This window comes from Candidatus Poriferisodalis sp., assembly GCF_965221945.1.
Classification (GTDB): Bacteria; Actinomycetota; Acidimicrobiia; order Acidimicrobiales; family Poriferisodalaceae; genus Poriferisodalis.
Window position 1 is genome coordinate 918,377 of record NZ_OZ244925.1, and the last position, 24,450, is coordinate 942,826.

Here is a 24,450-nt window from a genome sequence, read left to right on the forward strand (position 1 = left end):
TGATGCTGGTCGCCGGGTCGGGCGGGAATCTTCCGGCTCACGAAGCCTGGGCCGGAGCACCCGACCAGCGCAGCAACGCCGAGGCAGAGGTCATGCCAGCCCCGAATCCGACCAGCAGTACGTGGTCGCCCTTGCTGATGCGCCCGCCGCGCACGGCGTCATCGAGCGCCAGGGGGATCGACGCTGACGAGGTGTTGCCGGTGTGCCCGATGACCATCGCAGCCTTGTCAAAGGGAATGCCCAGCCGCTTGCAGGCGGTCTCGACGATGCGGATGTTTGCCTGGTGCGGAACGACCACGTCGATCTCGTCGGGCGTCAGTCCGGCCTGCTTCATCGACTGGCGTGCCGACTCCTCCATCACGAGGACGGCCTTCTTGAAGACGGCTTGGCCGGCCATCTGGATGTAGCCGTCGTGCTCGCAGTAGAGATGTTCCTCCATGGAGCCGTCGCTGGAGACATGCCAGCCGAGGAGATCGGAGCCCTCTTCGCTGCGCTCGAGCACTGCAGCTCCAGAACCGTCGGCGAAGAGAATGCAGGTGGCCCGGTCAGTCCAGTCGATGATCCGGGAGAGCACTTCAGCACCGATGACCAGCACACGCTCGTGACCCATGGCAATCATGCCGTGACCCGCAACCAGCGAGTACACGAAGCCAGAGCACGCGGCGTTGACGTCCATTGCGCCGCAGTCGAGACCGAGGGCTTCCTGCACTCTCGACGACGAAGCGGGAACGCAGCGGTCCGGCGTGGTGGTCGCAAGTATGAGCATGTCGATGCCGGAAGGATCGACTCCGGCGACCTCCATCGCCGCTGCTCCCGCCCGTGCCGCCAACCCGGCAGTGGTGCCGCCGATGTTCCGTTGTTTGATGCCGGTGCGCTCGAGGATCCACTCATTGGAAGTGTCGACCATCTCTGCTAGGTCGTCGTTGGTCATGACGCGCTCTCCGAGCGCCGTACCGATGCCGACGATGCGCGCGCTCGAGGCACTGCCCGCGGTGAGCGTCATCTGTGGCCTCCCCTTCAGGTGCCGTCTGCCGTTCGCAGCCACGCGACGGGTTGCCGTGCGGTGACTCGCTCACCTTCGACGGCCATGATTCCCATGACAGTACCCGCGAATGCAGAGCGAACTTCCTCCTCGGCCACGTGCCCGATCACATCGCCGACGCGGATCTGCTGGCCGTCGCTCACACCAGCGCCAAGAGTGAAGAGCCCTGCGCACGGGCTCACGATCAGTCGCTCGGTGACGTAGAGGTTCTCGCCCCCCATGACTGTGGGCGCCGCGGGGGCATCAGTCGCCAGGGCTTCCATGAAGGCGTCGATCTCGGCGGGGGCACTGACCGACAGCACGCTCGCACCCTTGTGCGTGCGCTTGGTCATGCCGGTCAGCACCTTGCCGGGACCGAGTTCCACGAACGTCGTGACTCCTAAATCGGCCAACGCATGGAGGCTGGCCCGCCACAGCACCGGGCTCGTGAGCTGCTGGGCCAGCACCGTGCGCCACTCGTCGGCATCCGAACGCGGGCGCGCATCGACGTTGGCCACGACCGGCACGCTCGGAGCGCGGATCTCGACCTCGGCCAGCGCTTTGCGCAGCCGGTCTCGGGCGGGCTGCATGAACGGTGTGTGGAATGCGCCGCCGACGGGCAGCTGCATGAGGCGCTTCGCCCCCGACGATTTCGCTTCGTCGCCAGCGACGGCGACGGCGTCAGGAGAGCCTGCGATGACGACTTGTCCCGGAGCGTTGTAGTTCGCGACCCAGACGTCGCCCGGGGTTGCCTCGCACGCCTCCGCCACCAGGTTGTCGTCGAGACCGAGCACCGCCGCCATCGTTCCTTCCTGCTCATCGGCGGCAACCTGCATGGCCTCGCCGCGTTCGGCGACGAGCCGCACGGCATCGTCATAGGCCAAAGCGCCGGTTGCCGTCAGCGCGCTGTACTCGCCGAGCGAGTGCCCTGCGGCGAACGACAAAGTCGCACCGGTGCGCTCGACTGCATCGAGCACGACCATGGACAGCACGAAGGTGGAGAGCTGCGAATTGCGGGTATGGCGCAGCTCGTCGGCGTCGGCCTCGCACAACAGCGCCGCGACGTCGCGTCCGCAGGCGTCAGATGATTCTTCGACTAGCTCCCACGACTCGTGCGAAGTCCAGGGCTCACCCATGCCGGGCTGCTGAGAGCCCTGACCCGGAAATGTGAATGCGAGCACTCGGCCTCCTCGGGAACGCCGGTGCAGCGAGACGGGCGCGTGCCCGGGCAACGACGCGGTGAACATTCATCGGGGTTCAGCGCAAAGGGTAGGTGGCGATCCGGCGCAAGGGCGACCGCGTCGCTGAGTACGCTGGGCAACCCGTAGCCCGGGTGGTGAAACGGCAGACACGGGGGACTCAAAATCCTCTGCCCTCGCGGGCGTGCGGGTTCGAATCCCGCCCCGGGCACTCGAAAAAAATAGCGGGTACATCTCGCGCGCATCTCTAGGGTGCGCTGCGAGACGGTGCCGGTTCACCCGAGCGGTGTCTGCCAAGTCCGGCGCCGTCTCACCAGTGCGCGCATTCCTAGCCTATGCGAGCCCAAGAGCCCCCTTCGGCAGGATTTTCGGGGAGGCCGCCGAGGCGCAGCGGTAGGCTGGCCGATCCGCAGCAGCCCGGCGGGAACCGCCCGCCGGTGCGACCTTCTTCCGCCAGGGGAGCCGAGTGTCCAAGCGTGTCGTGATCGCAGAGGACGAGGCCATCATCCGGCTCGATCTGCGCGAGATGCTCGAAGACGAGGGCTACGTGGTCGTGGCGGAGACGGGTCGCGGTGACGAGGCAGTGGAATTGGCCCGCCAACATCAGCCTGAGGTGTGCATCTTCGACATCCAGATGCCCGGTCGCGACGGCCTGGACGCAGCGCGGGAGGTGGCGGGCGACCGCACCTCCGCTGTGCTCATCCTGACCGCGTTCAGCAAGCGCGATCTCATCTCCGAAGCCCGAGACGCCGGCGTGCTCTCGTACCTGGTGAAGCCGTTTCAGCGTGAAGAGCTGGTCTCGGCCATCGAGGTGGCATGGGGTCGCTTCACGGAAATGAGAGAGCTCGAAGACACGGTCGAGAGCCTCGAGGAGAAGCTGGAGACGCGCAAAGCCGTGGAACGTGCGAAAGGCTTGCTCATGGACGATTTCCAGCTCTCCGAGCAGGACGCGTTCGAGTTCATCCGGAGTACGGCGATGGCCAACCGCGCGAAGATGCGGGACATCGCTCAACAGATCGTCGATGGGTTGCTGACCCCCTGAAGCTGCCAGTCTGAAGCTGCCGGCCGGATCTGCCAGCCTGAGGCCACCGCCACCGACCCCGTTGGGAGATTTCCGATGTCGAAGCTCCTGTTGCTCGACGGGAACTCCCTCACCTACCGGGCGTTCTTCGCCGTCCCCGAGGACATGGCCACCCGCTCGGGACAGCCCACCGGCGCCGTCTTCGGGTTCACGTCCATGCTCATCAACCTGGTACGGGATCACCGTCCCGACGCCATAGCGGTGTGCTTCGACCGTCGCGAGCCGACGTTCCGCCACATCGCGGAGCCGCAGTACAAGGCGCACCGCGATGAAACCCCCTCGACGCTCATCGACCAGATGGGTCTGGTGCGGCAAGTTCTCGAGTCGCTCAACATCTCGGCCGTCGACTGCTCCGGCTTCGAGGCCGACGACCTGCTGGCCACCCTGGCGTCTGAGGCCGAACAACGCGGCGACGATGTGCTGATCGTCAGCGGGGACCGCGATGTGTACCAACTTGTGCACGATCCCAGCATCCGGGTGCTGTACAACCGGCGTGGCGTCACTGACTATGCGCTCTACGACGAAGCGGGCATCGCCGAACGCACCGGCGTCACCCCGGATCTGTACGTGCAGTACGCCGCACTTCGTGGCGATCCGTCCGACAACTTGCCAGGGGTGCCTGGGGTCGGAGAGAAGACTGCCGCCAAGCTCCTCAACAAGTACGGCAGCGTCGAGGCGTTGCTGTCCGCGGCCGCCGAGCAGACCCCGAAGCTGGCCGAGAACCTTGCGGCGCACAACGATGTCGTGCGGCGCAACATCGACCTCATGACCTTGCGGATGGATGCGCCGATCGAAGTGACATCAGCAGATCTCCAATGGGACAGCTTCGACGCCGAGCTCGTCACGCGCACGTTCGAATTCTTGGAGTTCGGCAGCCTGCAGACCCGACTCCGGGACGCCCTGGTCGGCACACCGCTGGACGGCCTGCTGACGCCGGACACGAGCTCGCCCGACACGGCTCGGCTTGCGGACGCGAAGTTGCTGCCGATCGCCTCAAGCGCCGACGCCACAGCACTGCTGAGCGAACTGGCCCAACGAGACGAACCTGTCGCACTCGGGTTCGCCATCGAGGGTGTTGGCACGTTGGGTGTGCTTGCGGTCGCCATCGACCCCTCGCAGGGGACCGTGCTCGCTCTCGGTTCCGAGCATCTCGTGCTGCCGGACGTTGCTCGGGCAGTAGCGCATCTGGTCGGGAGCGATGGACCAGGCGTCCACGTTCACCAGGCGAAGTCGCTGATGCGCGCACTCGCACGCCTTGCGGGCGATCTCGATGCCGGAGCGACGCTCGCGGGGCTCGCCGTGGACACCGCGATCGCCGCCTACCTCATCCAGCCATCCGAGGGACGCGACGAGCTGGGCACGCTCCTCGCTCGACATTGCGGCACCGAGCTCGGCGACGGGGACACCCAGGGCCAGTTGGGCTTCGACGATCTCGACGCCGGCGGGCCATCTGGGGGCGCGGTGGCTGGTCGCGACGCACTCGCCGTGGCGATGCTGGCGCCGATGCTCGACCGGCAACTCGCAGACCTGGGAATGTCCGACCTGTATCAGGACATCGAGCATCCGCTCATCTCGGTCCTGGCTCGCATGGAGACCGTCGGGATCGGCGTCGACCGCGGCGAGCTGGAGTCGTTGCGTGATCATCTCACCGGCGAAGTGCTCGCGCTGGAAGCCGAAGTGCGACAGTTGGCCGGCCGGGACGATCTCAACGTCAATTCGCCCAAGCAGTTGGCTGAGGTGCTCTTTGAGGACCTAGGGCTGACGCCACAGCGCAAGACGAAGACCGGGTTCTCCACGAGCGCAGCAGCGTTGGAGTCGCTACGAGAGGAGCACCTGATCGTAGACCGACTGCTGGCTTTCCGGGAAGTGGAGAAGCTGCGATCCACCTACGGCGTCAGCTTGCTCGAGTGCGTCGCCCCGGATGATCGCATCCACGCCACGTTCAACCAGACGGTCGCTCGCACCGGCAGGCTCAGTTCCGAAGACCCGAATCTGCACAACATCCCGGTGCGGACCGAACAGGGCCGGTTGTTCCGGCGTGCTTTCGTGCCTGCCGATGGATTCGAGCTTCTCATCGCCGACTACAACCAGATCGAGCTGCGCGTGATTGCCCACCTGTCCGGCGATCCGGGCCTCGTGGGAGCCTTTGAGGCAGGACAAGACATCCACAGCGCAACGGCCGCCTCGCTGTTCGGCATCAGCGCGGGCGACGTCAACCCGCAGCAGCGGTCGGTGGCGAAGATGGTGAGCTACGGGCTGGCCTACGGGATGGAGGCGTACGGCCTCTCCCAGCGCCTCGGCGTGCCCACGGACGAGGCGGCAGGAATACTGAACGCGTACTTCGAAGCATTCCCGAAGGTGCGCTCGTTCATGGACGGGGTGGTGAAGCAGAGTCGTGATCGGGGCTACACCGAGACGGCCTTCGGACGTCGCCGCCCGCTTCCCGAGTTGAGCTCTCGCAACTTCCGCGTACGCCAGGCTGCTGAGCGTCAGGCAATGAATGCTCCGATCCAAGGACTCGCCGCGGACATCTTCAAGGTCGCGCTGGTCCGGCTTGATGCGGCCTTGGGGGACCTATCCCCAGCGAGCCGGTTGGTGCTCCAAGTGCACGACGAGGTGATTCTGGAAGTGCACCCCGCTGAGGCCGCCGAAGTGACCGAGCTGACGGTTGAGACAATGCGGCATGCCGCCGATCTGGCGGTTCCGCTGGAAGTCCACATCGCGATGGGCTCCACTTGGGCAGACGCCAAGGGCTGAACAGCACCAAACCGGTAGCCTTCCCGTGCGCTGTGTGCGGCTCGCTCGGCCGCCTGCGCCCGTATTGCCGACCTGAGCATTCCCTCCGTGACCGACGCACTTGCCCCCGCTCCCGAACTCGAAGATTCTGCCGAGGCCCCACCGGAGGGGCCGGGCGGTGACGGTGCAAGCGACGAAGGGGCCAACGGTGCTTCGAAGAGCGACTTCGGCACCTTTACCGATGCAGGCGAGTACGTGCCGCGAACCGTCACTCTCGACGACCTGGTTGACATCTCCTTCGAGGACGCCGTCGCGCAGACCATCGTCGAGTTCGACGACGGCGACATCGTGGCCGGCACCGTCGTGCGTGTCGACCGCGATGAGGTGCTGCTGGATATCGGCTTCAAGTCCGAGGGCGTCATCCCGTCACGGGAGCTGTCCATCCGACACGACATCGACCCGTCCGAGGTCGTCGATGTCGGCGACCAGATCGAAGCGCTCGTCCTCCAGAAGGAAGACCCCGACGGCCGCTTGGTGCTGTCCAAGAAGCGGGCTCAGTACGAGCGAGCGTGGGGCCGCATCGAGGAAATCCGCGAGTCCAACGGTGTTGTCAAGGGTCCTGTTATTGAAGTCGTGAAGGGCGGACTGATCGTCGACATCGGCTTGCGGGGTTTCCTGCCGGCGTCGCTGGTCGAGCTCCGGAGAGTCCGCGATCTGGCCCCTTATGTAGGCCGCGAACTCGAAGCGAAGATCATCGAGCTCGACAAGAACCGCAACAACGTGGTGCTCAGCCGGCGTGCATGGCTCGAAGAGAGCCTCAAGGAGGAGCGAGAGGGTTTCCTGCGCGACCTCAAGCGAGGCGAGCGACGCACCGGTCGTGTCTCTTCGGTGGTCAGCTTCGGCGCATTCGTGGACCTCGGCGGCATGGACGGCCTCATCCACGTGTCGGAGCTGTCGTGGAAGCACGTCGATCACCCGAGCTCGGTCGTCAGCATCGGCGACGAGGTGACGGTGGAGGTACTCGAGATCGACCGCGACCGCGAGCGCATTTCGCTCTCGCTCAAGGCGACACAGCAGGATCCCTGGGAAGCTTTTGCCGGCAGCCACCGGGTGGAAGAGTTGGTCTATGGCCGCGTCACGAAGCTGGTGCCCTTCGGCGCATTCGTGCAGGTCGGCGACGGCATCGAGGGCCTGGTGCACATCTCCGAGATGTCCGCGCACCACGTCGAGCTTCCTGAGCAGGTCGTCACCCCTGGTGAGGAGCTGTGGGTGAAGATCATCGATCTGGACCTGCAGCGCCGGCGCATCAGCCTGTCGATCAAGCAAGCGGCTGAGGGCGGCGTGGTTGCGGAGGAATACCGCGAAGCGTTCGGCGATCATGCCTACGACGAGGAAGGCAACTTCATCGGCGAGTTCAGCTATGAGACGCCGGCCGCAGGCGAGGAATCAGAAGCTGAGCGGGCGTGGCGCGAGTACTACGAGGAACATGGCGAAGAGGCCTACCGCCAGGCCCTCGCGCACTATGAGACTCAGGGTCCCGACGGTGAGCCCGCCGCGGCCGTCCCTGAGGGTGACGGCTAGCCCGTCCGCACCCCTGCGAACGCGGTCTGATGATCGCAGTCGGACTGACCGGCGGCATCGGCAGTGGCAAGAGCACTGTCGCGACAGGGTTTGTGCTGCGCGGGGCTGCGCTGATCGATGCAGACGCAATTGTCCGCGAGCAGCAAGATCCCGAGGGCGAGGTCTTCGCTGAGATGGTGGCGCGCTTCGGGGACCACATCGTGGCTCCCGATGGCACGCTGGACCGCGGCACAGTCGCGTCAATCGTGTTCTCTGACCCTGGCGCGCTCGCTGACCTGAATGCGATCACCCATCCGCCGGTCGGTCGTGAGATTCGTCGCCGGCTCAGCGAGCTGGACGGGACGGACCGGTTGGTCGTGCTCGATATCCCGCTGCTCGGAGAGGGATTGGCGAAGGGGCAACGGCCCCGCTATCGCACGAGCGGGATCCTGGTCGTCGACACACCGACCGACGTCGCGGTCGAGCGTCTCGTGAGCTCTCGGGGGTTCTCTGCCGACGACGCACGTGCGCGCATCGCCGCGCAATTGCCTCGGGAAGAGCGCCTCGCCATCGCCGACTGGGTCATCGACAACTCAGGTGATCTGGCCGAGCTGGAGACCGCAATCGACGCGGCCTTCGCATGGGCGAGCGCACTGCCGCACAGCGAACCTGCGGCCTGAACCACTCGACGAGGGCCCTCCCCGGTCGGCCGGCCCTCGCGTCAACTCAGTAGGCGAGCGGTGTTCCGCAGTGCGGACAGCTGGGTTCCGGCGACCGCGTGTCGTATTGCGACGGCTTGACGAGCAGGAAGCAGCCCTCGCAGAGGATCTCGTCTTCCTGCTTGGAGGACGAACGCGAGCCGGTGACGATGCCGATCTCGTCGTCCTCGTCGTCCTCGTCGTCGTCTTCGGACGCGAGTCGTTCCTTGAGGATCTCTCCGAGGTCGGCTTCAAGTTCCTCGTCGTCATCGTCGTCGTCTTCGTCCTCGGTCGGGCGCACACCATCGGGCACCTCGCGGCTCGACTTCGAGTCCTTTTCGTCAGGGGTCGTCTCATCGACATCCAAGTTGTCGACGTCGTCGGCCAGGTCATCGTCGGGATCCCCGACCCCCAGCTCTTCGGCCTCGAGATCCTCCTCCATCGGCTCGATGTCGTCGTCGAGCATGACGTCGTCGATCGAGGCGTCGTCGAGCGCGTCTTCGGGTGGCGCAGGGGCGTCGGATTCGTCGCGGCTCATGGGCGGTCTCGTGCGGTGGTGAGGTCGAGTTTCATTAGGTCGGCAGTCAGCGCGGCAGGATAACCACACCGGCTGGCCGCAGGGGGCCACCACGGCGCGGGTCGCCGCAACAGTGTCCCCCTTCGGAAGAGCTGGCGCTGGCGGGATGGCGACGCGTCCCGGCCCTAGCCTCGGAATCATGGCATCGGTTTCGACGGCCCCGACACACGGGGATCCAGGATGGGACGAGACCGGCCAAACCCGTCCCTGGTTGCCGAAGCCAACCGCCGCTTATCCGTTCCGGGTCGAGGCGGGCTTCGAGCCCGCCGGAGACCAGCCGCGCGCGGTGGCAGAGTTGGCAGACGGCGTCAGCCGCGGGGACCGGTTCCAGACGCTGTTGGGCATCACCGGCTCGGGCAAGAGCGCCACGATCGCGTGGGCAATCGAACGCACGCAGCGTCCGACGCTGGTGCTCGCTCCGAACAAGTCCTTGGCGGCGCAGCTTGCGAACGAGTTCCGTGAATTCTTTCCCGACAATCGTGTGGAGTACTTCGTCTCCTACTACGACTACTACCAGCCTGAGGCCTACATGCCGGCCTCGGACACCTACATCGAGAAAGACTCCAGCGTCAACGACGAGATCGACCGCCTGCGCCACTCGGCCACGGCGGCGCTGCTGACCCGTCGGGACGTCATCGTGGTGGCATCGGTTTCGGCCATTTACGGGCTCGGCGCGCCCTCCGAATACCTGCGCCAGATGCTGTACCTGCGTGTGGGCGAGGTGGTCGAACAGCGTGCAGTGCTGCGTCGTCTGGTCGACATGCAGTACGAGCGCAACGACATGAACCTTGTTCGAGGCCGGTTCCGGGTGCGCGGCGACACGCTCGAAATCCATCCCGCCTACGAGGAGTTCCTGGTGCGGGTGGAGCTGTTCGGCGACGAGATCGACCGCATCAGCCGAATCGACCCGCTGACCGGTGAGCGTCTGGGCGAACTCGAAGAGGTCACCGTGTTCCCTGCGTCGCACTACGTCACCGGCGAGGACAAGCTGCGGGTCGCGATCGGCAAGATCGAGGCCGAGCTCGCAGAGCAATTGCAGTTCTTCGAGAAGAACAACCAGCTGCTCGAGGCACAACGTCTGCGCATGCGCACCGAGTACGACCTCGAGATGATGGGCGAGCTGGGCTATTGCAACGGTGTCGAGAACTACTCGATGCACCTGGACGGGCGGACCTACGACGAGCCGCCGTACACATTGCTGGATTTCTTCCCCGATGACTTCTTGATGGTCATCGACGAGAGTCATGTCGCGGTGCCCCAGCTGCACGGGCAGTTCGCCGGCGACCGGAAGCGCAAGGACACTCTTGTCGAACATGGCTTCCGGCTGCCCTCGGCCCGGGACAATCGGCCGTTGCGCTTCGACGAGGTGATGGACCGGCTGAACCAGGTCGTCTTCCTGTCGGCCACGCCGGGGGACTACGAGCTGCGCACGAGCTCCCAAGTGGTCGAACAGATCGTCCGGCCCACCGGCTTGGTCGACCCCGAGATTGTCGTGCGTCCGACCAAGGGCCAGATCGACGACCTGATGGGCGAGATCGAGCGGGTCACTGCGCAGAGCCAGCGGGTGCTCGTGACCACGCTCACAAAGAAGATGGCGGAAGACCTCACCGACTACTTGCTGGAGTTGGGTGTGAGGGTTCGCTACCTGCACAGCGAGATCGACACCATCGAGCGGATCGAGATTCTCCGGGACCTGCGGCTTGGGCAATTCGATGTGCTGGTGGGCATCAACCTGCTGCGAGAGGGCCTCGACCTGCCCGAGGTGAGCCTGGTGGCAATTCTCGACGCAGACAAGGAAGGCTTTCTGCGCAGCCAGACGTCGCTTATCCAGACCATTGGCCGAGCCGCACGCAACGTCGACGGGCAGGTCGTGATGTACGCCGACCAGTTCACTCCCTCGATGCAGCGTGCCGTGTCCGAGACCAATCGCCGCCGCGGTCTGCAGCAGGCGTACAACGCCGAGCACGGCATCGATCCGCAGACCATTCGCAAAGCCGTCACCGACATCCTGGAGGTGTTGCGGGGCCCTGCCCAGACCGCTCCTGTGCCCGAGAAGCTGGCGTCAGGGCGCGTCAACGCCGAGCGGATGCGAGCCGCCTACGGCGACCTCCCGCCCGACGATCTCACCCGCCTCGTCGCCTCGCTGGAGGAGGAGATGGCCGAGGCGGCCGCCGACCTCCGATTCGAGTACGCAGCCCGCCTGCGCGACGAGCTACGCGAACTCCGCCGAGACCTCAGAGACGCCAGCGCCTGAGCACGACGGCTGCTGCAATTCGCCGCTGCCACCGCTGACTGCTTGGATTGAGAACTACCGCAGATGGTCCGATCGCAATCGAAGTCCGGTTGGCTGTCGCACCTCGCGAATAGGCTCGCTCATCTGAACATGCTGGCCACGCCGCCCCGGCTGTGCCAGTGATCACAGGCCAGTGATCACAGGCCAGAGCGGCGGGGGACAGGATGCGCAGGAATCGGTCGAAGCGGCCCTCAGCGACGACCGTGCCCCAGCCGGCGCCGACAACCGACGCAGCGACTCCGTCAAGCGAGCAGGTCGAGACGGACACTTCCGAGGCGGTCGAGATGGTGCCGACAACCAGCGCTGTACCGACTACCACTCAACCCGAGGAGACCGGCTCTGAAGAAGAGACCGTGACCGAGGAGGAGGAGTCCATAGCGGCATCCCCAGCATATATTGCGCACGGTGCTGCGTCAGTTCAGTTTACGGAAGAATATGGCTGGCATGACACTACAAATTCTGATTACAGAGAATGTGATGATCCCGAAGACACTCGGGCTCTGGAGCAAATGAAGTCCGAGTTCTATGGCTGTGATTTCTCTATAGAGTTCGGTAAGTGCTCTGATATGAGTCTTGGAGAATTCACTGAGTTGAGGAACAGACTCGCTTGTCCTGAAGGCTGGTGGTTAGCCGGAATAGTATGCTGGCGTCAGTAACTAACTTCTTCATACAGCTACGCTCCGAACGACCCGCCGCCCTGACTTATACGTAATGAGGGGCAGCGGGTCTGAGCCATTCTAAGCTTCAGAGCAAAACGTTGAGCTGGTTTATAGCAATTCGGCTCTGAGTCGCGGCGACTCGCTGGCGAATTCATATGCGGTTCGGATGTTGGGGGGTGTAGTGAGTTGTCACTGTCACGGTTGTCGCCATCACGTCCCGCCATTCGCGACCTCCCACTGATCGCGTAAGCGAATGACCTGCAGTCATGCGCCATTGTCGGCGTTCGCTAGAGCACTGTCAAACGTTTTGAGACCCGTACTTCGACGCATGAAGCAGCTGAGTTCTGGCAATCTGTTATATCCAGAAATCTCGCCGTGGTTCTCGGAAATTCCCTGAAATTGGTGCGCGCGAATGGTTGCAATCGCTGGCGTACGAGTGTATGCTTTCTTTATGTTCATCGACCCGTCTGCACGCCGCAATTGCGGCGCAACATCGGCAGCCGGTACGGCCGGTTTTGTCGATGAAACAGACGTCGGGCGGCATGGCGCTTGCTCTTCTCGTGAGGTTGACGCCCGGCACGACAGCGCGGCCGATGCCGAATTCGGCGGGCTCAGCCATCAGGATCCGGACGTTCAGCCATTGCAGCGTCAAGCTGCGGCTGTCGATGTCGAACTCGGTGAACTGAGTTATCGGGACCTGAAGGACCGGGTGATGACGTTGGCCGGTGAGCGTGCTCGTGTCGAGGGGGAGTATCTGGCTGCTTTGGGCGAGATGACGTCGCGAGTCGGCGCTCAGGCGGCGGCGCATCAGCTGCGGGAACTGACCCGCATGAACTCAGCCCAGGCACGGTCGGAGTCCCGGCTGGCCGAGAGCCTCGTCTCCCACGAGATGACCGCCACGCTCGATGCGCTCAAGTCCGGAGAGATCCTGGCGTCTCATGCGAAGGTGATCGCCCGCGAGGCACCCAAGAAGCATCGTCGCAGCGAAGAAGATTTCTTGGAGTTGTGCCGGGCGTATCCCTCTGACACGGTGGCGCGTCACCCGTTCGCCTATGTGAGCCAGCAGGTGTACGCCGACATTGAGGCAGAGGCCGCCGCGAAGGGGCTCGGCCCGATCGACGCGGAGCTTGAGTTGCAACGCGCAGAGCGGTCGGGGTCGATGCGGCAGGGCAGCGACGGTATGTGGCATCTGTTTGCCACGTTCGACTTCATGACCGGCCGCCACCTCAACAGCGCGATCCAAGCGGCCGTGCGATCGGCGCGCCGCCGCGCCCAGGACAACAGCAACAATGGCGGCAGCGGCAGCAATGGCGGCAGCGGAGGCCGTGTGGGCATCGATGTCGACGGCAACGTGAGCGGTGATGTCGAGCCCACGCAGACGCAGCTCACTGCCGATGCGATCAGCGACCTCATCGCCGGCACATCCACAGCGCGGCGGGCGACCACCAGCCTGATGATCATCGCGGACTACGACGTCGTGAACGACCGGCTCGTCAACCCTCGTCTCGACGACGGCACGCCGCTATCAGCGCAGATGCTCGCCGAGTACGCCATCGACGCCAAGGTGCTGCCCGCGGTGTTCAAGGCCGACTGGTCCGACCTGGCCCTGGGGCGTACCCGCAACGCCAGCGATGCTCAGCGGCTCATCCTCGCCGCACGCGACGGGGGCTGCATCGGCTGCGAGCTCACCTCTGAGCACACCCAAGCCCACCACATCGACTATTTCGAGAACGGCGGTCTCACCGAAGTTCCGAACTTGGCATCGATGTGCTGGGACTGCCACACAGACCTCCACCGGCACAACCGGAAAATCCAAACCCCATCCGACGGCCACCCCCGCCTGCTGCCACCCGCTCCAAACAGCAACGGGCCGCCCGCCCGGGAACCAGCCACCGCCCGCAGCCCATAGCCCCACCCCCGGGCTGGCCACTGCACGCCTCCGACCTCCACAACGGGTGACAGCAGGACGGGCTACAAGACAACAACAGAGCGCAGGACCTCGCCGCGCTCCATTTTCTCGAAGGCCTCCTCGACACCCTCGATGCCGATCGTCTCGCTGACGAACCGATCGAGCGGCAGCCGATCTTGCAGGTGCAGGTCGATGAGCATCGGGAAGTCTCGGCTCGGCAGGCAGTCGCCGTACCACGAGCTTTTCAGCTGGCCTCCCCGGCCGAAGACCTCGATCATCGGCAGTTCGATCTTCATGGTGGGATTCGGCACACCGACCAGCACGACGGTCCCCGCCAGGTCGCGGGCATAGAAGGCCTGCTCATAGGTCTGCGGCAGTCCGATTGCCTCGATGGCAACATCCACGCCGTTGCCGTCGGTCAGCTCGCGGATCGCTTCGACGACTTCGTCGTTGCTCATGCCCGAAGAGTTGATGGTGTGGGTGGCGCCGAACTCGCTGGCCCATTCCAGCTTGCGGTCGTCGATGTCGATGCCGATGATCGTGTGCGCTCCGGCGAGCCGTGCACCGCAGATGGCTGCGTCGCCGACGCCGCCGCAGCCGAAGACGGCCACGCTGTCGCCGCGACCGACGCCGCCGGTGTTCATCGCTGCGCCCAAGCCGGCCATCACCCCGCAGCCGATCAGGCCGGCCACCTCGGGCGGGGCGGCAGGGTTCACCTTGGTGGCCTGTCCTGCTGCCACCAGGGTCTTCTCAGCGAATGCTCCAATGCCCAGCGCCGGCGAGAGTTCGACGCCGTCGAGCGTCATCTTCTGCGATGCGTTGTGCGTTGCGAAGCAGTACCAGGGGCGGCCCCGTTCGCACGACCGGCAATTGCCGCAGACCGCTCGCCAATTGAGGACCACGAAATCGCCGACGGCGACGTTGGTGACACCGTCACCCACCTCCGAGATGACGCCTGCCGCCTCGTGCCCGAGCAGGAACGGGAACTCGTCATTGATGGCGCCCTCGCGGTAGTGCAGGTCTGTGTGGCACACACCGCACGCCTGCACGTCGACGATCACTTCGCCAGGTCCGGGGTCGGGAACCGTGATGGTCTCGACACTGACCGGCTCGCCTACAGCCTTCGCCACGACTCCTCGTACTTCGTATGACATGACCGCCCCCAGTTCGTTCTCGGATGGTTGTCTCGGATGGTTGTCCCGGGTGATTGGTGTCAGGTCTCCGGCGGCGCCTCGTGGCCGCCAGCACCCTGCGTGCGTTCGCGATCGCGACCCTAGTTCTGCCGATTGAGGCAACGTTCAAGGCGTGTGCGTGGCGTCCGACGAACTTATGTTTGTGTCCGGGGAGACAACAGGGGGCACGGGTAGGATCGCCCTGCATGGGTGAGCGACTGATCGTCCGCGGCGCGCGGGAGCACAACCTGCGCAATGTGGACGTGGAGTTGCCCCGCGACCGCATGATCGTCTTCACCGGATTGTCGGGCAGCGGAAAGTCGTCGCTCGCCTTCGACACCATCTACGCCGAGGGCCAGCGGCGCTATGTCGAGTCGCTGTCGGCCTACGCGCGACAGTTCCTTGGGCAGATGGACAAGCCCGACGTGGACTTCCTCGAGGGTCTCTCGCCGGCAATCTCCATCGATCAGAAGAGCGCCAGCCGCAACCCGCGTTCGACGGTGGGCACGATCACCGAGGTGTACGACTACCTGCGGCTGCTGTACGCCCGCATCGGCATCCAGCACGATCCGCAGACGGGCGAGATCGTCGAGCGCCAGACGGCGCAGCAGATCGTGGACCGGATCATGGAGTTGGCCCCCGGCAGCCGTTTCGAGGTGCTTGCTCCGGTTGTGCGCGGGCGCAAGGGCGACTACCACACGCAGCTGGGCGACTTTGCACGGCGGGGTTACGCACGGGTACGGGTGGACGGCGGAGTGCTGGACCTTGGCAACGCCGACGAGATCGAGCGCCTAGACCGCTATGTCAACCACGACATCGAGGTCATCGTCGACAGGCTCGTGATGCGCAGCGAGATTGAGCAGCGCCTGACGGAGTCTGTGGAGGCTGCGCTGGGCCTGGCTGACGGTCACGTGTGGATCCACATGGTCCCGCCCCGAAACGGCGAAACAGCCGAATCGGAGATCCTGACCTTCAGCCAGCACCTGTACTCGCCGACCTCCGGCCGCTCGTTCGAGGAACTGGCGCCGCGCAATTTCTCGTTCAACTCCCCGTACGGCGCCTGTGACACGTGCGATGGCCTCGGCACTCGATATGAAGTCGATCCCGAGCTGGTCGTTCCGAACAACGAGCTGTCGGTTGCCGCCGGAGCGCTTGCCCCGTGGGCTGGCGCCACCGGCAAGTGGTTCATCCGGCTGCTCGAGGCGGTCGGCGAACAGCACAGCATCCCCCTTGACGTGCCGTGGTCCCAGCTCGAAGCGGGTCAGCGCAAGCTGCTGCTTGAAGGTGCACCGCCCGGCGAGCAGATCACAGTTCGCTATCGCAACCGGTATGGCCGTTCGCGCAGTTACACGACTCGCTACGAGGGCGTCATCCCGTTCCTGCGCCGCCGCCACGCCGATACCGAAAGCGATTGGTCGCGCAACCGCATCGAGGGATACATGCGCGAGGTTCCATGCGGAACCTGCGATGGTGCTCGACTCAACGAGGTGTCGCTGGCGGTACGCGTCGCCGGTCGCAACGTCTTCGAGCTGTGCTCAGCCTCCATCGGCGAAGCAGCGAAGATCATTGACGGCCTCGAACTCACCGATCGCCAGCGCATGATCGCTGCACCGATCATCAAGGAAATCGACGCCCGGCTGAACTTCCTGCTGGATGTGGGCCTCGATTACCTCACGCTCAACCGTTCGGCGGCGACGCTGGCCGGGGGCGAGGCGCAGCGCATCCGGCTCGCGAGCCAGATCGGCAGCGGACTCGAAGGCGTGCTCTACGTCCTGGACGAACCGTCGATCGGGCTGCACCAGCGCGACAACCGCAGGCTGATCGACACGCTGCTGCATCTGCGCGACCTCGGCAACACGGTGCTGGTCGTGGAGCACGATCTCGAGACGATCTCGGTGGCGGACTGGGTGGTCGACATCGGCCCCGGGGCCGGCGAGCACGGGGGCGAGATTGTCTACAGCGGGCCGGTGGACGGCCTCGCCAGCGCGCCCGGTTCGGTGACAGGGGAGTATCTCTCAGGCATCCGGGAGATCCCGATGCCGTCGCAACGCCGGCGCCGCGGTGAGGACCGCTTGCTCGTTCGCGGCGCACGGGAACACAACCTGCGCAAGATCGACGTGGAGTTCCCGCTGGGCTGCTTCGTCTGCGTCACCGGTGTGTCGGGTTCGGGCAAGAGCACGCTGGTGAACGAGATCCTCTACAAGTCGCTGATGCAGCGGATCTATTCGTCCCGGCAGGTACCAGGCCTGCATACCTCAATCGAAGGCGTGGAAGCCCTCGACAAAGTCATCGACATCGACCAGTCGCCGATCGGGCGCACACCTCGGTCCAATCCCGCCACCTACACCGGCGTTTTTGACCACATCCGCAAGCTGTATGCCGCCACGAACGAGGCGAAGGTGCGGGGCTACCTGCCGGGTCGGTTCAGCTTCAACGTCAAGGGCGGGCGCTGCGAGGCCTGCTCGGGTGACGGGAACCTCAAGATCGAGATGCACTTCCTGCCCGATGTGTACGTGCCGTGCGAGGTGTGCAAGGGCGCTCGCTACAACCGAGAAACGCTCGAGATCCGGTTCAAGGGCATGACGATTGCCGACGTGTTGAACATGCCGTGCGAAGACGCCCTCGAGTTCTTCTCAGCGCAGCCGCCGATCCGGCGTCACATGCAGACGATCGTCGACGTGGGCCTCGGCTACATCCGGTTGGGTCAGCCCGCAACCACGCTGTCGGGCGGCGAAGCACAGCGGGTCAAGCTGGCCAGCGAGCTGTCGAAGCGCTCCACAGGTCACACCATCTACATCCTTGACGAGCCCACCACCGGCCTGCATTTCGAGGACATCCGGCGGCTGCTGGGCGTGCTCGATCGGTTGGTCATCGGCGGAAACACCGTCGTGGTCATCGAGCACAACCTCGACGTCATCAAGACCGCCGACTGGATCATCGACATGGGGCCCGAAGGAGGCATCGGCGGCGGCACCGTCGTGGCAGCGGGAACCCCCGAACAGGTGGCCGCGGCAGCGGAATCTCACACCGGTCGGTATCTGGCGCCCCTGGTCGGCTGAACTGTCCGGTTGAACGAGCGCGCTTGAGCGAAGGAGCGATCAGATGAGACTGCCCGAGATCACCCCCGAGGAGCTGACCGGCGGCGGGCGCGAGGTGTACGACGCATTGCGCAGCGGACCGCGCAGCGCGGCAACGGCCAATCTGGCAGTCAAGAGCATCGTGGGTCCCTACGGCGTCTGGGTCCGGGCACCCGCCATCGGGGGACCGACCCAGGCACTGGGTGCCGCGGTCCGGTTCGCGGGCGATCTCCCCGAGCCGGTCAAGGAAGCAGCGATCTGCACGGTTGGGGCGCACTACCGGTCGAAGTTCGAGTTTGCTGCGCACGAGCGCCTGGCTCAGATGGCGGGCATCGAACAGCGTCACCTCGACGCGCTCCGGGACGGCCTGCCGGCGGAGTTCACGGGCGAGGAAGCCATTGCGTACCGGGTCGCCGCCGAGTTGCTCGAATCCCACGGCATGAGCGACGAGACCTACGCCGACGCGGTCGCTGAGTTCGGTACGGAAGGCGTCATCGAGCTCGTCACCACGGTGGGCTACTACTGCTTGATCTCGCTGACGCTGAATGCGTTCGAGATCCCGCTGCCGCCCGATTGGGAGGATCCCTTCCCGGACGGAACCTGACCTACCGGCTCAGGTTGCTGCGGTCGCCTCGTTGGCCTCGGGCGAGGCGGCGGGCACAAGTGGCAGCTCCACGGTGAATTCGGTGTACTCGTTGGGCTCGCTGTCCACCGTGATTTGACCGCCGTGACCTCGCACGATGTCGTTTGACATCGCCAAGCCCAGCCCAGTGCCCTCGTTGGTGGGTTTGGTCGTGAAGAACGGCTCGAAGATCCGCTGGGCGACATCGGGCGGGATGCCGGTGCCGTTGTCGCGCACCTTGATCACCGCCGACTCGTCGGTTCGTTGGGTGCTCAGCCAGATGGTCGGGAAATAGGGCGTGTCGTCGCCGTCGCCGAGCGCGATCATCTTGCCCGGCTCGCCGCCGAGCTCCCGCCAGCGCTGGTTGGCCGCATAGCCGGCATTGGTGACCAAGTTGAGGAACACCCGGCCCATGTCCTGCGGTATGACCTGCAGCTCGCCGACGTCAGGGTCGAAGTCCCGCTCGATGGTCACGTTGAAGTCGGCATCCTGCGCTCGTGCGCTGTGGTAGGAGAGCATGGCGTGCTCGTCGAGCAGCGCGTTGATCTCCACAGGGCGAGACTCGCCGCCGCCCCGACCCATCATCAGCATGCTTTCCACAATGCGATTGGCTCGGTCGCCGTGGCCGCGGATGCGAGTCAGGTTCTGCTTGAGGTCGCCGGTGATCTCGGCGACGTAGTCGGCTTGGTCGTCGGGCGGTTCGGGGTCTGCAATTGCCTCGAGCAGTTCCTCGAGGAGCTCGTCTGACGACTCGGCGAAGTTCTTCACAAAGTTCAGCGGATTCCGGATCTCGTGGGCGACGCCAGCCGTCACCTCGCCGAGAGCCGCGAGCTTCTCGTTCGCCACGATCTGGTCTTGCGCACGGTCCAGGTCGGCGAGTGTCTGGGACAGCTGCTCGTTGCGCTCGCTGAGCTGGTTGGCGAGCTCTTCCACGAGGTTGAGCCGCTGCACCTCGAGTGCCGCCTTGCGGAACTGCTCGAGCGCGTCGGCCATATCGGCCACTTCGTCCCTGCCCCTCGTGTCGACGGGGGTCTCGAGGTCGCCGCCCGCCAGGGCCCGCATGCGGTTGGACAGCTGGCCGACGCGTCGCAGGATCCGCTTGCCGACGAACAGCCAGCTGATTGCCAGCGCGCCGATGATGCCGACGACGCTGATGACGACCAGCAGCAGGCGCCCCGTGCTGACGGCTTGAGCCGAGGCTTCGGTGGCCGAATCCACATCGGTTTCCACGGCGCCGACGAGCGATTCGATCTCGCCGACCAGCGCCACTCCCAGGTCCTGGTTCTCGGCGAGCAGCAAGCGCTGAGACTCTTCGATCTGCAGGCGTCGCTGCATGACGTCGAAGACGCTCCCCTCATCGAGTCCCAGTGCGAACAGGACGTCGACGGCAGGTCTCAGGTCTTCGCTTGCTGCGTCGTCGAGCGTGGCGACGCTGATCTCGATGCGATCCCTCGCCGATTCGAAGCTCTCGCGCAGGGGCTCGATCAATGCCGACTCCGACGCGCTGAATGCGTTGGCCAGCAGCTCCGCGGTCCGCGTCACGTCGCCGCCCAAAGCCGACCAGTGGCGGTACAGCCGCACTTGTTCGTCGGATCGGTGGACGATTTCGGGCACCGGCAGCGTCTCGAGATCGCGCTGGCCCGCAACGAGGTAGAAGAGCTGGTCGTCGAGCGCCGGCACGATTTGGGATTCGAGTTCACTCACCGCCGCGTCCACCTTGGCCCTGAGCTCGTCGGCCTGATCCCCGAGTGCGAAATACTCCGGCATCTCGGTCTCGATGGCGGAAATGTTCGAGTTGAGCTGAGCGGCGTACCCGCGCATCTCGCCGAGCCACACCGAACCGGTGCCGCGGTTCCACAGCAACTCCAGCTGCGACTCGAATTCCGATCGCGCAGCTGCGATGCCTGCCACGACCATGTCGAAGTCCTCCGGGGTGGAGGACACGAGCCCGGGCCCGCCGGCCACCAGTCGGTTGCTGGACTCGGCGACGCCGAACGCAGCGCTCAGCTCGGGGATGGCGCCCTCGTTGACCTCCCTTTCTGCCTCGCCGACACGGGTGAAGGAGATCCAGGCGACGAGGCTGGCTGCCAGCGTCAGGAGCAACGGGGCGGCGATGCCCGCATACATCTGGGTCGAGATCCGGTGATGAATCGAGGGCTTGCGGTAGTCGTGCACGCCGTTGGGGCTGGGCGCTCCCGAGCCGGAAGCGGTGGGAGCTTGCGCACCCTCGGCGTTCTCGCCGGCCGATCCGTCGCTCTCGGCAGCCGGATCGGGCTCGACGATGTCGCCGTTGCCTGTCGGTGTCTCGTCGGTGGTCGCTGCGTCGGTCATTGATCTGTGCTCGTCAGCGTGTCGAGGGAGCGGTAGGCGCCATCGGGGCCGATCTGGGTAACGAAGACAGCATCGGAGCCCTGGTTGTCCTCGAGGATGCTCTCGCCGTCGCCGAAGTTCATCGTGAAGCCGTCGATGTCAAGTTCGTCAGCCCCCAAGATGGCGTTCAGGAAGCAGTCTCGCGTCACCGAGTTGCCGCATTGCTCCAAGCCTGCGATCGCGAGCCTGCCTGCGATGTAGCCCTCGAGCGAGACGAAGCCTGGTTCCGCCCCGGGATCGACCTCGCGCAAGGCGGCCTGATAGGCGGCCACCATCGGTGTGGAGTCATCGAACGGGAACGGCACCACCTGGGTGACCAGCACGCCCTCGCCTTCGGCGCCCAGTTGGTTTGCGAGCGCGTTTGCACCGACGAACGACAGCGTGATGAAGACGGGGTCAAAGTCTGTATTGCGTGCCCACGAAATGAGCGTGCCCACCGGCTCGTATGCGCCGACCATGATGACGGCCTCGGGGCTGCCTGACCTCAAGTCCAGCAGAGCCGACTTGATGGCCATGGTGTTTCTGGGGTAGAAGCCGATCGCTACGGGCTCCATGTCACGCCGGTCCAAGGCGGCGAGCGCGCCGAAGTAACCAGCCCGACCGAACGAGTCGTCCTGGAAGAGCACGGCGATGCGTTCGATGCCCAGATCCACCGTCAGCCGCTCCACCATCTCCTCGGTCTCCTGGGCGTAGGAGGCACGGAGGTTGATGATGTTCGTCCAGTCGTCGTTCCGCAGGAATCCGGCCCCAGTGAACGGCGCCACATACGGCACATCGGCCCCAGCAGCCACAGGGGTTGCTGAACGGGACGTCGGCGTCCCTACGGCGCCGATCAGGGCGAACACTCCCTCGCGTTCGATGAGCTCGCGTGTGTTGGCGACGGCTGCTTCGGGCTCGTAGGCGTCGTCGAGTGACACGAGTTCGAGGAGGCGCCCGTTCACGCCGCCAGCCCGGTTGACCTCGTTGAACGCCGCCAGAATCCCGAGTTCCATTCCACGGCCAAGTGCTTGGGCAGGTCCGCTCAGCGCGGCCGATTGGCCGAACACCACCCGATCGTCGTACACACCGGTCTCGATGTTCAGCGTCTCCGGAACGGTTGGGCGAGCCAGCGTCGCAGTCACGTCGCCGGAACCCCCGCCGTCATCTGGGGCGCCTGGTTCCGATCCATTGCATGCGCCCAGCAGCGCGGCGGCGAAGATTGCAAGGACCGCAGCCGAGGCGCCGGCACGCCGCTGCGATGACAGGAGCAGGCGCGGCGGCGCTCTGTCAGGCACCAGCCCGGGCGACCAGCGTCAGGTGGTTCTTGCCATCGGCATTCTTGTACGCGAGATCTTCTGCCATGGTGCGAACCAGGTGCAGGCCCAGCCCGCCGATCGACCGCTCCTGCAGGGGCAACTCGGTATCCGGTGATGGCTCGTCGGTCAACGGATCGAACGCCGCGCCGTCGTCGACGATGGTGATTGTGACCGATTTCACGCCACTCTCCAATGTGATCTCGATATCGCTGAGCCCGCTGGTGCGCCCGTGCGTGAGCGTGTTCAGGATGAGTTCCTCGAGGATGAGATTCGACCTCAAGACGAGATCCGGCGCCCAATCGTCCAGCTCGGCCATTTCCTCCACGAACGCGACGATTCGTGGAAGCGCCTCGGCCGCCGCAGCGCCCGGCACGGGGGTGATGTTCAACGAACGTCGCATGAGTAATGCTCCGTGGTGGCGGCTCCCCGGCGCGGGGCGCCTCGGGGCATGACAGTCGAATCTTCGGTCGTTTGGTTCGCGTGCTTCACGACGCGCTCCGGTGCAAGGCCAGGCAGGTGATGTCGTCCGAGGCGGGAGCCTCGCCGGCAAACTCCGCTACCGCGTCGAAGATCGCGGTCATTGCTTCCTTGGCGTTCTGGGGCGGTCTGCCGTTGAAAATCTGCAGGAGTCGTTGGGTGCCGAACTCTTCTTGGTCAACGTTCATCGCCTCGCTGACGCCGTCGGTGTACAGGACCAGGGTTTCGCCGGGGGCCAGTGTCATCTTGTTCTCTGTCAGGTTCTTCGTAAAGACCGCTTCGGGGGCGATGCCCAAGGCGATGCCGCCGGTTGCGGGCATCTGCTGCGCACTGCCGTCAGCATGGACGACGACTGGCGGGTCGTGCCCCGCACTGGCGTATACCACCTCGCCATTGTTGGGGTCGTATACCGCCATGATCACGGTCACGAACATGAAGGTGGGGTTGTCCGCTTGCAGGACACGGTTCGCTTCGATCAGTGCTTCTCGTGGCGAGCCGGTGCCGATGGCAGCGCCCTTGAGCGCTGTCCTGCTCGACATCATGAACAGCGCTGCAGGGATGCCCTTGTCGGACACGTCGGCAACCGTTGCGAACATCCGGTCGTTCGGCACTGCGACGTAGTCGTAGAAGTCGCCGCCGATGTTGCGAGCCGGCACCATGTTGGCGTTGATCTCATATGCCGACGTCGCAGGGAAATCGTCGGGCAGGATCGATTGCTGCACGTTAGAAGCAATGTCGAGCTCGTTCTGGAGCGTGACGAGCTTGTCGCGTGATGCGGTGGCTTCTCGCCACTGCCTGAGGTGTTCGACGGTGCGCTCGATCGTGATTTGCAGGTCGTCGAAGTCGACGGGCTTCGTGACGAAGTCGAAGGCACCGCGGTTCATCGCGGTGCGGATGTTTGCCATATCGCCATAGGCGGAGATGATCACTGCTCGCAGGTCGTGATCGAGCGAGCCGAGTTGCGACAGCAGGGTCAGCCCGTCCATCTGCGGCATGTTGATGTCCGACAACACCAGGTCGATGGTGTCGTCCGCCCGCAGCTTCTCCAGCGCCTCCAGGCCGTTGCCCGCGAACACAAACTCGTACTTGCCGCTGCGGATGTGCCTTCTCATCCGCTGCAGGACGAGCGGCTCGAGATCAGGCTCGTCGTCGACGACGAGGATGCGCCAGGGCTGGGACATGGGCGCGACTACGCCAGTTGTGCCTTCGCCTCGTCGAGCGTCCCGTACACCGTGATGATCTGATTGAAACCGCTGATCCGGAACACTTCGTCGACCGAGGCTGCAAGGGAGCAGACGGCGAATGGCATCGAACTGCTGCCGAGATGCTGGGCGATCAGCAGCAGCACACGCAGGCCGGCACTGCTGATGTAGTCGATGCCGCCCATGTCGAGGACGACGCGGCTGTCATCGCCCGAGAGAGCTGCCATCAGCGCCTCGTGGAATTCGGCGAATTCGATCCATCCACCCGGCCCGCGGGACTGATCACGTTCGTGCCTGCGTCCCGCTCCTGTGCGAGTTCCATATTTTGCAGCCTCCTGCGCAGCTACGTGATGCGGAATGACCGCACCATGCCAACCCCCTGGGCACGCCAAGGCAGGCGCGCCGAGACTCGGCCTTACGTCGGCGCAACTTACTACACGCCCCCGCGGTATCCACCTATGCGTGGCTGCACGGGTGTGCCACGTCTTCTCTGTGCAATTTT

The 24,450-nt window shown here is 64.9% G+C and carries 17 protein-coding genes and 1 tRNA gene; 9 read left to right on the plus strand and 9 right to left on the minus strand.

The annotated features are described in order from the left end of the window. Positions 1-37 precede the first annotated feature (37 nt). On the minus strand, positions 38-1,003 hold the full coding sequence (locus tag ACOQPH_RS04300; RefSeq protein ID WP_420623499.1) for a beta-ketoacyl-ACP synthase III: 966 nt from the start codon (positions 1,001-1,003) through the stop codon (positions 38-40). A gap of 14 nt (positions 1,004-1,017) precedes the next feature. Then, a complete protein-coding gene (gene fabD, locus ACOQPH_RS04305; RefSeq protein ID WP_420623500.1) occupies positions 1,018-2,157 on the minus strand; it encodes an ACP S-malonyltransferase in 1,140 nt (379 codons plus the stop codon). Positions 2,158-2,348: 191 nt separating this feature from the next. On the opposite strand from fabD, the gene ACOQPH_RS04310 reads away from it, so the two are divergent. The 5 genes from ACOQPH_RS04310 to coaE all read left to right on the plus strand — a co-directional run bounded on the left by ACOQPH_RS04310 (position 2,349) and on the right by coaE (position 8,277). After that, a tRNA-Leu gene (locus ACOQPH_RS04310) sits at positions 2,349-2,431 on the plus strand. Between the two features lie 255 nt (positions 2,432-2,686). Further along, positions 2,687-3,262: an ANTAR domain-containing response regulator gene (locus tag ACOQPH_RS04315; RefSeq protein ID WP_419552822.1), complete on the plus strand. Its 576-nt coding sequence runs from the start codon at positions 2,687-2,689 to the stop codon at positions 3,260-3,262. Positions 3,263-3,337: 75 nt separating this feature from the next. After that, entirely contained in the window at positions 3,338-6,058 is a 2,721-nt protein-coding gene (gene polA / locus ACOQPH_RS04320) for a DNA polymerase I (RefSeq protein ID WP_420623501.1), read from the plus strand. Positions 6,059-6,292: 234 nt separating this feature from the next. Beyond that, positions 6,293-7,618: a 30S ribosomal protein S1 gene (gene rpsA, locus ACOQPH_RS04325; RefSeq protein ID WP_420624305.1), complete on the plus strand. Its 1,326-nt coding sequence runs from the start codon at positions 6,293-6,295 to the stop codon at positions 7,616-7,618. Positions 7,619-7,647: 29 nt separating this feature from the next. Then, positions 7,648-8,277: a dephospho-CoA kinase gene (gene coaE / locus ACOQPH_RS04330; RefSeq protein ID WP_420623502.1), complete on the plus strand. Its 630-nt coding sequence runs from the start codon at positions 7,648-7,650 to the stop codon at positions 8,275-8,277. 46 nt (positions 8,278-8,323) lie between these two features. On the opposite strand, the gene ACOQPH_RS04335 is transcribed toward coaE, so the two are convergent. Then, entirely contained in the window at positions 8,324-8,833 is a 510-nt protein-coding gene (locus ACOQPH_RS04335; protein WP_420623503.1) for a hypothetical protein, read from the minus strand. Positions 8,834-9,011: 178 nt separating this feature from the next. Here ACOQPH_RS04335 and uvrB point away from each other — a divergent pair, with 178 nt between their 5' ends. Then, positions 9,012-11,126, plus strand: coding sequence for an excinuclease ABC subunit UvrB (gene uvrB, locus ACOQPH_RS04340; RefSeq protein ID WP_420623504.1), 2,115 nt, complete (start codon positions 9,012-9,014; stop codon positions 11,124-11,126). Positions 11,127-12,275: 1,149 nt separating this feature from the next. Continuing rightward, a complete protein-coding gene (locus ACOQPH_RS04345) occupies positions 12,276-13,733 on the plus strand; it encodes an HNH endonuclease signature motif containing protein (RefSeq protein WP_420623505.1) in 1,458 nt (485 codons plus the stop codon). 62 nt (positions 13,734-13,795) lie between these two features. On the opposite strand, the gene ACOQPH_RS04350 is transcribed toward ACOQPH_RS04345, so the two are convergent. After that, positions 13,796-14,887, minus strand: a complete 1,092-nt coding sequence (locus tag ACOQPH_RS04350; protein ID WP_420623506.1) for an S-(hydroxymethyl)mycothiol dehydrogenase — start codon at positions 14,885-14,887, stop codon at positions 13,796-13,798. A 224-nt stretch (positions 14,888-15,111) separates the two neighbouring features. On the opposite strand from ACOQPH_RS04350, the gene uvrA reads away from it, so the two are divergent. Next, a complete protein-coding gene (gene uvrA / locus ACOQPH_RS04355; RefSeq protein ID WP_420623507.1) occupies positions 15,112-17,964 on the plus strand; it encodes an excinuclease ABC subunit UvrA in 2,853 nt (950 codons plus the stop codon). A 43-nt stretch (positions 17,965-18,007) separates the two neighbouring features. After that, positions 18,008-18,586: a carboxymuconolactone decarboxylase family protein gene (locus ACOQPH_RS04360; RefSeq protein ID WP_420623508.1), complete on the plus strand. Its 579-nt coding sequence runs from the start codon at positions 18,008-18,010 to the stop codon at positions 18,584-18,586. A gap of 9 nt (positions 18,587-18,595) precedes the next feature. Here the strand turns inward: ACOQPH_RS04360 and ACOQPH_RS04365 are convergent, their stop codons facing one another. From ACOQPH_RS04365 to ACOQPH_RS04385, 5 genes are all read right to left on the minus strand, one after another. Then, on the minus strand, positions 18,596-20,935 hold the full coding sequence (locus ACOQPH_RS04365; RefSeq protein ID WP_420623509.1) for a sensor histidine kinase: 2,340 nt from the start codon (positions 20,933-20,935) through the stop codon (positions 18,596-18,598). Further along, positions 20,932-22,248: an ABC transporter substrate-binding protein gene (locus tag ACOQPH_RS04370; protein ID WP_420623510.1), complete on the minus strand. Its 1,317-nt coding sequence runs from the start codon at positions 22,246-22,248 to the stop codon at positions 20,932-20,934. The genes ACOQPH_RS04365 and ACOQPH_RS04370 overlap by 4 nt, the downstream gene beginning before the upstream one ends. Next, positions 22,241-22,669: an ATP-binding protein gene (locus ACOQPH_RS04375; RefSeq protein WP_420623511.1), complete on the minus strand. Its 429-nt coding sequence runs from the start codon at positions 22,667-22,669 to the stop codon at positions 22,241-22,243. Before ACOQPH_RS04375 ends, ACOQPH_RS04370 begins: the two co-directional genes overlap by 8 nt. An 85-nt stretch (positions 22,670-22,754) precedes the next feature. Further along, the gene (locus tag ACOQPH_RS04380; protein WP_420623512.1) at positions 22,755-23,927 is read right to left on the minus strand and encodes a PP2C family protein-serine/threonine phosphatase; all 1,173 of its coding nucleotides are present in this window, start codon (positions 23,925-23,927) and stop codon (positions 22,755-22,757) included. Between the two features lie 8 nt (positions 23,928-23,935). Continuing rightward, positions 23,936-24,175, minus strand: a complete 240-nt coding sequence (locus tag ACOQPH_RS04385) for an STAS domain-containing protein (protein ID WP_420623513.1) — start codon at positions 24,173-24,175, stop codon at positions 23,936-23,938. Positions 24,176-24,450: the final 275 nt, after the last annotated feature.

What these genes read in the sequence shown, in the direction of transcription:
- ACOQPH_RS04300 (WP_420623499.1), bottom strand. Translation starts at nt 1,003, where the DNA reads ATGACGCTCACCGCGGGCAGTGCCTCGAGCGCGCGCATCGTCGGCATC.
- ACOQPH_RS04360 (WP_420623508.1), top strand. Translation starts at nt 18,008, where the DNA reads ATGAGACTGCCCGAGATCACCCCCGAGGAGCTGACCGGCGGCGGGCGC.
- uvrA (WP_420623507.1), top strand. Translation starts at nt 15,112, where the DNA reads ATGGGTGAGCGACTGATCGTCCGCGGCGCGCGGGAGCACAACCTGCGC.
- fabD (WP_420623500.1), bottom strand. Translation starts at nt 2,157, where the DNA reads ATGGGTGAGCCCTGGACTTCGCACGAGTCGTGGGAGCTAGTCGAAGAA.
- ACOQPH_RS04350 (WP_420623506.1), bottom strand. Translation starts at nt 14,887, where the DNA reads ATGTCATACGAAGTACGAGGAGTCGTGGCGAAGGCTGTAGGCGAGCCG.
- coaE (WP_420623502.1), top strand. Translation starts at nt 7,648, where the DNA reads ATGATCGCAGTCGGACTGACCGGCGGCATCGGCAGTGGCAAGAGCACT.
- ACOQPH_RS04365 (WP_420623509.1), bottom strand. Translation starts at nt 20,935, where the DNA reads ATGACCGACGCAGCGACCACCGACGAGACACCGACAGGCAACGGCGAC.
- ACOQPH_RS04345 (WP_420623505.1), top strand. Translation starts at nt 12,276, where the DNA reads ATGTTCATCGACCCGTCTGCACGCCGCAATTGCGGCGCAACATCGGCA.
- ACOQPH_RS04375 (WP_420623511.1), bottom strand. Translation starts at nt 22,669, where the DNA reads ATGCGACGTTCGTTGAACATCACCCCCGTGCCGGGCGCTGCGGCGGCC.
- polA (WP_420623501.1), top strand. Translation starts at nt 3,338, where the DNA reads ATGTCGAAGCTCCTGTTGCTCGACGGGAACTCCCTCACCTACCGGGCG.
- ACOQPH_RS04380 (WP_420623512.1), bottom strand. Translation starts at nt 23,927, where the DNA reads ATGTCCCAGCCCTGGCGCATCCTCGTCGTCGACGACGAGCCTGATCTC.
- uvrB (WP_420623504.1), top strand. Translation starts at nt 9,012, where the DNA reads ATGGCATCGGTTTCGACGGCCCCGACACACGGGGATCCAGGATGGGAC.
- ACOQPH_RS04335 (WP_420623503.1), bottom strand. Translation starts at nt 8,833, where the DNA reads ATGAGCCGCGACGAATCCGACGCCCCTGCGCCACCCGAAGACGCGCTC.
- ACOQPH_RS04385 (WP_420623513.1), bottom strand. Translation starts at nt 24,175, where the DNA reads ATGGCAGCTCTCTCGGGCGATGACAGCCGCGTCGTCCTCGACATGGGC.